At 55.1% G+C, this 7,989-nt stretch carries 10 protein-coding genes; 8 read left to right on the forward strand and 2 right to left on the reverse strand.

Annotated elements, in window-relative coordinates:
• The first annotated feature begins 34 nt into the window (after positions 1 to 34).
• Positions 35 to 1,504: an AlkA N-terminal domain-containing protein gene (locus M7F93_RS03135; protein WP_298168939.1), complete on the forward strand. Its 1,470-nt coding sequence runs from the start codon at positions 35 to 37 to the stop codon at positions 1,502 to 1,504.
• On the opposite strand, the gene M7F93_RS03140 is transcribed toward M7F93_RS03135, so the two are convergent.
• Positions 1,501 to 2,028, reverse strand: coding sequence for a methylated-DNA--[protein]-cysteine S-methyltransferase (locus M7F93_RS03140; protein WP_298168944.1), 528 nt, complete (start codon positions 2,026 to 2,028; stop codon positions 1,501 to 1,503). The two genes, M7F93_RS03135 and M7F93_RS03140, sit on opposite strands and share 4 nt — an antisense overlap.
• Positions 2,029 to 2,148: 120 nt before the next feature.
• Positions 2,149 to 2,757 (reverse strand): TetR/AcrR family transcriptional regulator, encoded by a 609-nt coding sequence (locus tag M7F93_RS03145; protein ID WP_298168947.1) that lies wholly within the window; start codon positions 2,755 to 2,757, stop codon positions 2,149 to 2,151.
• Between the two features lie 75 nt (positions 2,758 to 2,832).
• Here M7F93_RS03145 and M7F93_RS03150 point away from each other — a divergent pair, with 75 nt between their 5' ends.
• The 7 genes from M7F93_RS03150 (at position 2,833) to M7F93_RS03180 (ending at position 7,889) form a co-directional block, all read left to right on the forward strand.
• Positions 2,833 to 3,300, forward strand: coding sequence for a nuclear transport factor 2 family protein (locus M7F93_RS03150; RefSeq protein WP_298168950.1), 468 nt, complete (start codon positions 2,833 to 2,835; stop codon positions 3,298 to 3,300).
• Positions 3,301 to 3,735: 435 nt separating this feature from the next.
• Entirely contained in the window at positions 3,736 to 4,323 is a 588-nt protein-coding gene (locus tag M7F93_RS03155; protein WP_298168953.1) for a pyridoxamine 5'-phosphate oxidase family protein, read from the forward strand.
• 86 nt (positions 4,324 to 4,409) lie between these two features.
• Positions 4,410 to 4,625 (forward strand): hypothetical protein, encoded by a 216-nt coding sequence (locus M7F93_RS03160; RefSeq protein WP_298168969.1) that lies wholly within the window; start codon positions 4,410 to 4,412, stop codon positions 4,623 to 4,625.
• Between the two features lie 187 nt (positions 4,626 to 4,812).
• Entirely contained in the window at positions 4,813 to 5,394 is a 582-nt protein-coding gene (locus M7F93_RS03165) for a YbhB/YbcL family Raf kinase inhibitor-like protein (RefSeq protein ID WP_298168956.1), read from the forward strand.
• Positions 5,395 to 5,403: 9 nt separating this feature from the next.
• Complete coding sequence (locus M7F93_RS03170; protein ID WP_298168959.1) at positions 5,404 to 6,609, forward strand: MFS transporter; 1,206 nt, start codon at positions 5,404 to 5,406, stop codon at positions 6,607 to 6,609.
• A gap of 272 nt (positions 6,610 to 6,881) precedes the next feature.
• Positions 6,882 to 7,625 carry an SDR family NAD(P)-dependent oxidoreductase gene (locus M7F93_RS03175; RefSeq protein WP_298168963.1) on the forward strand — a complete coding sequence of 248 codons (744 nt, stop codon included), beginning with the start codon at positions 6,882 to 6,884 and terminating at the stop codon, positions 7,623 to 7,625.
• A 51-nt stretch (positions 7,626 to 7,676) separates the two neighbouring features.
• The gene (locus M7F93_RS03180; RefSeq protein WP_298168966.1) at positions 7,677 to 7,889 is read left to right on the forward strand and encodes an SRPBCC family protein; all 213 of its coding nucleotides are present in this window, start codon (positions 7,677 to 7,679) and stop codon (positions 7,887 to 7,889) included.
• The last annotated feature ends 100 nt before the right edge of the window (positions 7,890 to 7,989 follow it).

Raw genomic sequence — 7,989 nt, forward strand, 5'->3', positions numbered from 1 at the left:
AGACACCTGCAGCCGCCTGGCTTATAAAGAGCCTATGAATAATACATCGGACCTGAATCGCGAAGTGTGCTACCGCGCTGTCCTCGCAAAGGACGCACGGTTTGACGGCAAGTTCTACACGGCGGTGTTATCCACGGGCATCTATTGCCGTCCGGTATGTCCCGCACGGCCCCCCAAGCTGGAAAATTGCCTCTTTGTGCCCAGCACTGCGGTAGCCCGGCAGTTGGGCTTCCGGCCCTGTTTGCGTTGTCGCCCGGAGTTGGTCGGGGTCGAACCTTTCGCAGAGGCCAGTGCCCTGATGGTTTCCCGAGCCTTGCAGCAGATGAATGACGACGCCTTGAGCGGCATCAGTTTGGAGGCGGTGGCTGTCCAATTAGGTGTCAGCGGGCGGCATTTGCGGCGACTGTTTGTGCGCGTGCTCGGTAGCACGCCGACGGCCCTGGCGCAGACACAGCGCATTCTGCTGGCCAAAAAATTGATTGCAGAGACCGGACTCTCCATGACAGAGGTCGCACTTGCCGCAGGATTTGGCAGCGTCCGCCGTTTCAATGCGGTCATGCAGCGCCACTGTGGGTGTGCGCCCAGTGCACTGCGCCATGCTACTGCTTCAAAGAGCAATATGGCTGCGGGCATCACCTTGAAGCTGCCCTATACCCCGCCTTATGACTGGGCGGCGCTGCTGGAATTTCTGGCAGGCCGTGCCATCCCTGGGGTGGAGGCCGTGCAGTCCGGGCAGTATTGGCGCGCCTTTCAGCTAGAGGGGGTACAGGGCCTTGTCGAAGTCCATCCTGATCCGGCGGCCGATCAGCTTCTGGCAACCATACACGCAACGAAAATCCCCCCCGTAGGCATCATCGTGGCGCGATTGCGCCGCCTGTTTGATCTGGATACGGAGATCATTAGGATCGACCAACATCTTTCCACAGACCCGCTTATGGCTTCACGAGTCAGGGCGAGGCCGGGATTGCGTGTCCCAGGCGCATGGGATTTGTTCGAACTCACCGTGCGCGCGATATTGGGTCAGCAAATTAGTGTGGCCGCGGCGACCACGCTATCGGGTCGGCTTGCTGCCGCCCTTGGGGAATCACTCACAGAGGATATGGCGCGACTTTCAGACGGCACGGGAATCTCCAGGATATTCCCGACACCCGCCGCCGTCATGGCCGCCGATCTGGGCTCTATCGGCCTAACCCGTGCCAGAGAAAAGGCGCTGCAGACTCTGGCTGTGGCCATGCAAGAAGGTCGCCTGGCTTTTTCGGCGCATACCCTCGACAGCATCATCAAAAACCTCTGTGAACTGCCGGGTATCGGCCCATGGACGGCGCACTACATCGCCATGCGTGGCTATCGTGACCCGGATGCCTTCCCCCATTCAGACTTGGGATTGCTGCGTGCGCTGGAAACAGAGAACGGGCGCCCCAGCCCCGCAGCAATGCTGATGATCGCCGAAGCATGGCGGCCCTGGCGGGCCTATGCGGCCATGCGTTTGTGGGCGCAACCCTAAAAATCGCCGCCTTCATGGCGCAACAGCCAGCGTTTGCGCTCTATTCCGCCAGCGTAGCCGGTCAAGGTGCCGTTGGCGCCGATGACGCGATGGCAGGGAATGACGATACCAATGGGATTCGCTCCGTTGGCACGCCCCACGGCGCGCACCGCCGATGCCCGGTCCATGCCCTTCGCCTGTTCCTGATAGCTGCGGGTTGCTCCGGCGGGAATGCTGCGCAACCAGGCCCAGGCCGCCTGCTGAAACTCAGTGCCTGCGGTTTCTATGGGAATGGCGGAGACGGCATTGAGATCACCCGCCCAGTAGGCTTCCAGACCGTTGCGAACCGGCTGCGGAGCAGTCCCCGAGGTCAGCGTTACCCCATCGGAGCCGTAGAGCAGGCGGAGTCGATCCAGCATGCGGGCCTCGCTGTCCGCCCAGTCCAGTGCACGCAAGATGTTTTGCGCGTCGGTGACCAGCAGCATGACCCCCAACGGTGTAGTGATACGATCTATATGCCATTGAAGCAGCTGTTCATTCAGCATTGGAAAAGCCCTCAAAAATGGATTCTGGAATTATGATGCTACGCCCAGACGCAGGCAGATGCGCGCCACTTTTGGACAGTAAATACGCCGTGTCTCCGATCCACACGCGGCAAAAGTGCTTCATGTTTGAGGTTTGAGACAGGACACACCCTCCACTAAGCGATTAAATCCATCAACGGCTTTTGCCGGCTCTCCCCACTCGGCCCGAACTACGGCACCATCTATAGCCATGGCGATGGCGCTCGCCAAGTCCTCCCGATCGCGATCTTCCGGCAGCATGTCCTCAATCACCTTGCGCAGTTCCGCTTTGTGCTGCATCACCCTTAGCACGACCTCGGGCATTGATCCCATCTCCCCCAGCGAGTTGATGAAGGCACATCCCCTAAAGGTAGGGTCGCCAAACCATTCCTGTAAAACCGGCGCAATGGCCAGAAGATTGTTGCCGTGCCTTTGGAGGGCATCCTGAAACCAGGACATCCACATGTGATGGCGATAATCCAGAAAAGCCACAATCAGGTCGTTTTTACTCGGGAAGTGGCGATAAAAGGTCACCTTGGTGACGCCCGCTTCCGCAATGATGCGATCCACGCCTGTGCTGCGAATCCCCTCGCGATAAAAGAGCGTGTGCGCTGTGAGCAGAATGCGCTCACGCGCAGGTAGCTTGGTCTGGTTCATGAGTGCGGGATTGGAAAGTCTATCCATCACGCCATGGTAGACAGATCGTTCCATGTTGTCTAGAATTGCCCGAAGTAGACAGAGCTGTCTACATTGAGCAATCCCGAAACATAGGAGAGCACCCACACCATGCAAAGCAATACGCTGATTCCCCCCTTTTCGGAAGAATCTGCCTTACTGAAAGTAAGGATGGCCGAAGACCTTTGGAATACTCGCGATCCTGAACGGGTCGTTCAAGCCTATACCCAAGATACGGTCTGGCGTAATCGCACGGAGTTTCCAGTGGGGCGGGAGGCGATCAAAGCCTGCCTGGAGCGCAAGTGGGTCAGGGAACTGGACTATCGCCTGATCAAGGAGCTCTGGGGTTTTCGTGACCATCGGATGGCCGTGCGATTCGCCTATGAGTGGCACGACGATTCCGGTCACTGGTACCGCAGCTATGGCAATGAGTTATGGGAGTTCAATGAAATGGGATTGATGCAACGCCGATTTGCCAGCATCAATGATCTGCCTATCCGAGAGAGTGAGCGGCAATATCACTGGCCGCTGGGCAGAAGACCCGATGATCACCCAGGTTTGAGTGAGTTAGGCTTGTAGGCGCCTCAAGGGTAAATCAGGGACATTCCAACCCACCCTCGCATCAACGTGTCTTGGGTGATCATGCATCCTCAAAAGGAGCGTGGTTGTGAGTGGTGTAGCGACATTTTCTGGTGCTGGTGCACAGCTTTTGTATGTGGGTGGAGCGTTATTTTGGGAGACAACCGGATAAGCACGGAGGTGGATGCCATGAATTCGCCAAATGATATTGAGATCGCCTCAAGGCCGTGGCTCTCCTGAGCCGGATTGCGGGACCAGATTCGTCCAGTTGGACGGAGACGGAGCATGCACTGGCCAGTGAAGCGGCGGAAGCATGGTTACGGGCTGAATCATCTGAGGCCACGCTGCGAGGCCAAATGGACGCCGAGCAGTGCTTCAGCACTATGGATGGCCTCATTTAGAGCAATCCGATTCGACAAAAAGGAAAAAATAATCATGAAAACTGATGGATCAGAAAAGATACTGCCTTGGTATCGGGCTATGGATGAACTACTCCATGCAGGCGAACGTGAAGCCCAAAGCCGCTTCGGTGTGGAGGGTTTCTGGAATGTGCATAATCTCAATGCCATGTTCCATGAAACCATTTCTGCCGGTCTGGCCAGATACATCGAAGGATTGCCCTTCTTCTTTCTTGCCACGTCAAACGCTCAGGGCGAGTGTGATTGCAGTTACCGGGGTTGCGAGTTTAATGCATCGGGAAAGCAGTTACCTCTACTGCGTGTGCTTGATGCCAACACCGTGATATTTCCAGATTATCGAGGCAACAATTTGTTCAACTCCTTTGGCAATATCCTTGTCAATCCCCACGTGGGTATGCTGTTTATCGATTTTCAGACCATAACACGTGTACGCTTAAACGGGCATGCGGAGATTCTTGAGAACGGGACAAAATATATCGACATCTGGCCCCTCGCACAGCGCTATGTCAGAGTCACAGCGAAGCAGATATACGGTAACTGCAAGGCCAGAATACCCAGGATGAAACTCGTCCCGCCGAGTGACAGCGATTTCCAGGATGACTGAACGTATGCCACGCCTGGATACAGGCTCAAGGCTTGTCCTGGAAGTTCGGCACAGCGGCTTGGTTCGTGCTTGGAAGTGGCGTCGCCGTGTCGCCTTTTATATGGCGTCGGGCGCTTGATACGTGGAATCCGGCAGCAATACTAGCCGCCAGTTGCTTCGTGACACTCCTTGGCGCATTACTCCCCGCTTTCTTCGCATCAGCACCAAGCATTATCCTATCCACGGCGCTTTTCGGATCGCGCCATCGTCAGTTGCTGTCCTTGTTCATAGGGCAAGCAGACCCTACAATAGTACGATACTAGCAAGTGTGCCTATCACTCTAACCTGACTGCAGGCGCGTGGACGGTTATCAGTACCCATCCCCATAGAGGTGACTGATTAAAAGGATGTTGTAGTATCAGCTACTGTTGGGTGGTTTATAACGATGTGATGTTAGCGCCACACATCAGTAGACTTGGCAAGTACACTAGGTGTTGAGAGAATGCAACCATGATTGGAAAGCTTTTGCGGCATATTCGCGCGGGGACAAAGCGGTTGGTACTAAATAATGACTGCCTGAATAATGTGCCGGACTCCCTGGCTATTTCCAGCGTGGCTTTTCAAGAAAATGGTTGGCTTCCAGAGAAATACACCCATTTTGGAGAAAACATATCCCCGCCCCTGGAATGGCATAACCTGCCCGTTGAGGCAAAGAGTATTGTGGTCATTATCGAAGACTCTGACGTGCCGTTACCCATGCCATTCGTACATGGCATCGCATACGATATCCATATCGCAGACGTGACAGCCCGTACTGGTCTGCAGGAAGGCGATATTCCAACGATGCCTGTCACCATGGAAAATGGGCCGCGGCACGGCCTGAGCGTAGGTAGAAATACCTTGGGAAAGCCCGCCTACATTGGGCCGCGTCCAATTGCAGGGCATGGTCCGCACCACTATTACTTCCAGGTGTTTGCTTTGGATAAGCTCCTGCCAAGATTTCCTGGGCCACCCAAGCGTAAAGAAATGATAAAGGCCATGACGGGGCATGTCTTAGCGAAAGGCTGTCTGGTGGGCGTGTATGAGAAATAGGAAATAACCTTGCCATTAAACCTGACCCCCCCACAATGGCTATCTCTAGCAGCACTGTTGATTGTTCAGTTCCTTGCGGCATTTTATCTTCAAGGTATGGCGATACTGGCGCCCGCATTTGCGGCAGCCTACCATTTAGACGCGTTGCAAGTCAGCACGTTGATCTCCGTTAAGGCATTCGGAAGCGTTCTGGGTGGTTTGGCCCTGGGGGCGAGTCTTGATCGGATCAATGGCCGCCATCTTCCCTGGATTGGCTTATTATCGGCATTACTGTTATTGGGTTTCGCGAAGAAGTGGATCGTTGGCTACCCCGTTCTGCTAGGGTCCATGCTGATATTGGGGTTGGTGTTACCGGTTTTTTCGATCCTGGGACTTTATGCCATCACACACGACTATCCGGCCCATCAAGTAGGGAAACTATTGGGGATTCGCCAGAGTGTCATTCCCTTGGGCGGCATCGTAGCGGGCACCGTGTTTCCGTTACTGATCGTTGCGGGATTGTTCCCTGTTCTGGGCGGAATGGGTGTATTGATTTGTGGGATGACGCTGCTTTTACTGATTGCGGTACGGCGAGCACCTTCAACCTCTTCAGTGAACCTCTCAAAGGAGGCTACCTTCCATGCTTCCTTGCGGATATTGTGGCCTGTTGGCTTGGTCGCCTTCCTTCTGGGGGCCGGACAGTTTTCTGTCCTGGTTTTTGGCCTCTTTTATCTGCACACGCTCGCTATTCACGCGGCTTGGATCGGTGGTGTCCTGTTTGGACTGTTCCTGGCCGGCGGATTTTTAGCCCGGATTGTAGCGGGGTTTTTGGTCGACGGTATTTTATCGCTGAAGTACGTTTTTGCCGCCATTTTAATGATTGGCGCACTGACAATGATAATTTTTGGCTGTTTTCCCGATCATCCTGTAGTGTGGGGCATACTCTGCTTTTCTTTTATTCTTGGGATCGGAATAGTTGGCTATAACGCATTACCCTTTCAATGGGCAGCGAGTCTTGTCGGTCATCATCAGAAAGGACGGGCTATGGGTATCATGAGCGCCGTAACCGGTCTGTCAATCGCGCTTTGGATGCCCGTGTTCGGCATGATTGTGGAAATCTGGGGGTATCGGGGCATGTGGTATGTCCTGGCGATTCTCTATGTAGCGGCGCTGGTGGTGGTGCTGCGGTATGCGGGCATGAGTGCCACGGTCACCGCGCAGCCTGCTGTGGATTAACCGAAGTGCGCCTTTTCACCGGATCAATCACCCCTTATGTCTTGATCCCGGCCCGTTAAAGGGTTGGAATCCTGTCAACTTTGAACAGGTTCCATAACCCAAATTCCGAGATGGAATGAGGAGTCACATATGGTAGATGAATCCGATGGCCTATCCCATTGAGATGCTGTGGCGGGTGAGGCATACTGCTTGGGCGGTATCCGCAGTCATCATAAAGACCGTTTAGAAGCTGTTTTCCGGCTTGAAATCACGATTTGAAATAAAGGCATACGATGACCGATCATCCTCGCGTCGCGCTCGTCACCGGCGCCACTTCCGGTATTGGTCTGGCTATCGCGCAGCGTTTGACGCAGGCGGGATATCGGGTGGCCCTGCATTCCCGCGCTTCCTCCACTGCGGGTCTGCAAGCGGCAGCAACACTGACGGGTGCCCGCTATTTTCAGGCAGACTTGCTGGAGGATAGTGAGCGCCGGGATCTGATCAACCAGGTGTACGCGCACTACGATCGGCTCGACGTGCTGGTCAATAACGCGGGTGAGTCCAGCGTTATTCCGCATGATGATCTATTGGCCGCCACACTCAATCTCTGGCACCGTCTCTACGAACTCCATGTGGTGGCGCCCTGGCAATTCATTGCGCTGAGCGAGACTTATCTGCGGGCGGCGTCGACGGCCGAACACCCGGCATCGGTGTTAAATATCAGCTCCCATGCCGGCGTACGACCCAAGGGGGCTTCCATACCTTACGCCGCCAGCAAGGCCGCATTGATTCAAGTCACGCGCCTGCTCGCCAAAACCCTGGGACCCGATATCCGGGTGAACGCTATCGCACCGGGGCTGGTGGATACGCCGCTGACCGAAGATTGGGCAGCCATTCGTGAGCAGTGGATACGTGAAGCCCCCATGCGCCGGAGTGCGCGGCCTGGCGATGTCGCGGATGTGGCCATGATGCTGACCGAATCGACCTATCTGACGGGAGAGGTGATTCTTGTGGATGGCGGGATGAACCTGCTTTAAGGCGTCGTGGCGAATATAGAGGGATTTTTTTCATAACGACGAAGGATAGCCATGCATCAGATCGTCACAGAGATCGACATCGCAGCATCACCGGAGCGTGTGTGGTCGATCCTCATGGATTTCTCCGCCTATCCTCAGTGGAATCCCTTAGCGGGTTTTAATGCGATGAACCAGGCATTGAAGAATCGCGCGGAGGCGAGTGGGGAATGGAATCTGGTGGATATGGCAGATATCCGTGTGTTGCGCGAATCCACGCAGAAATGACAGGAAATCTATGAAACCCGCAAAATTCGATACCTATCCGTCGCCGCACTTCCTGATGGGAAGCGCCACCGTAGATTATGCGCATGCCGATATCCGCAGG

Origin of the sequence: Acidithiobacillus sp. (genome assembly GCF_027322205.1) — a bacterium.
Lineage (GTDB): Bacteria > Pseudomonadota > Gammaproteobacteria > Acidithiobacillales > Acidithiobacillaceae > Acidithiobacillus.

Coding starts and splice junctions, on each gene's coding strand:
- M7F93_RS03140 (WP_298168944.1), bottom strand. CDS start 2,028: ATGCTGAATGAACAGCTGCTTCAATGGCATATAGATCGTATCACTACA.
- M7F93_RS03135 (WP_298168939.1), top strand. CDS start 35: ATGAATAATACATCGGACCTGAATCGCGAAGTGTGCTACCGCGCTGTC.
- M7F93_RS03155 (WP_298168953.1), top strand. CDS start 3,736: ATGAAAACTGATGGATCAGAAAAGATACTGCCTTGGTATCGGGCTATG.
- M7F93_RS03180 (WP_298168966.1), top strand. CDS start 7,677: ATGCATCAGATCGTCACAGAGATCGACATCGCAGCATCACCGGAGCGT.
- M7F93_RS03175 (WP_298168963.1), top strand. CDS start 6,882: ATGACCGATCATCCTCGCGTCGCGCTCGTCACCGGCGCCACTTCCGGT.
- M7F93_RS03145 (WP_298168947.1), bottom strand. CDS start 2,757: ATGGAACGATCTGTCTACCATGGCGTGATGGATAGACTTTCCAATCCC.
- M7F93_RS03150 (WP_298168950.1), top strand. CDS start 2,833: ATGCAAAGCAATACGCTGATTCCCCCCTTTTCGGAAGAATCTGCCTTA.
- M7F93_RS03165 (WP_298168956.1), top strand. CDS start 4,813: ATGATTGGAAAGCTTTTGCGGCATATTCGCGCGGGGACAAAGCGGTTG.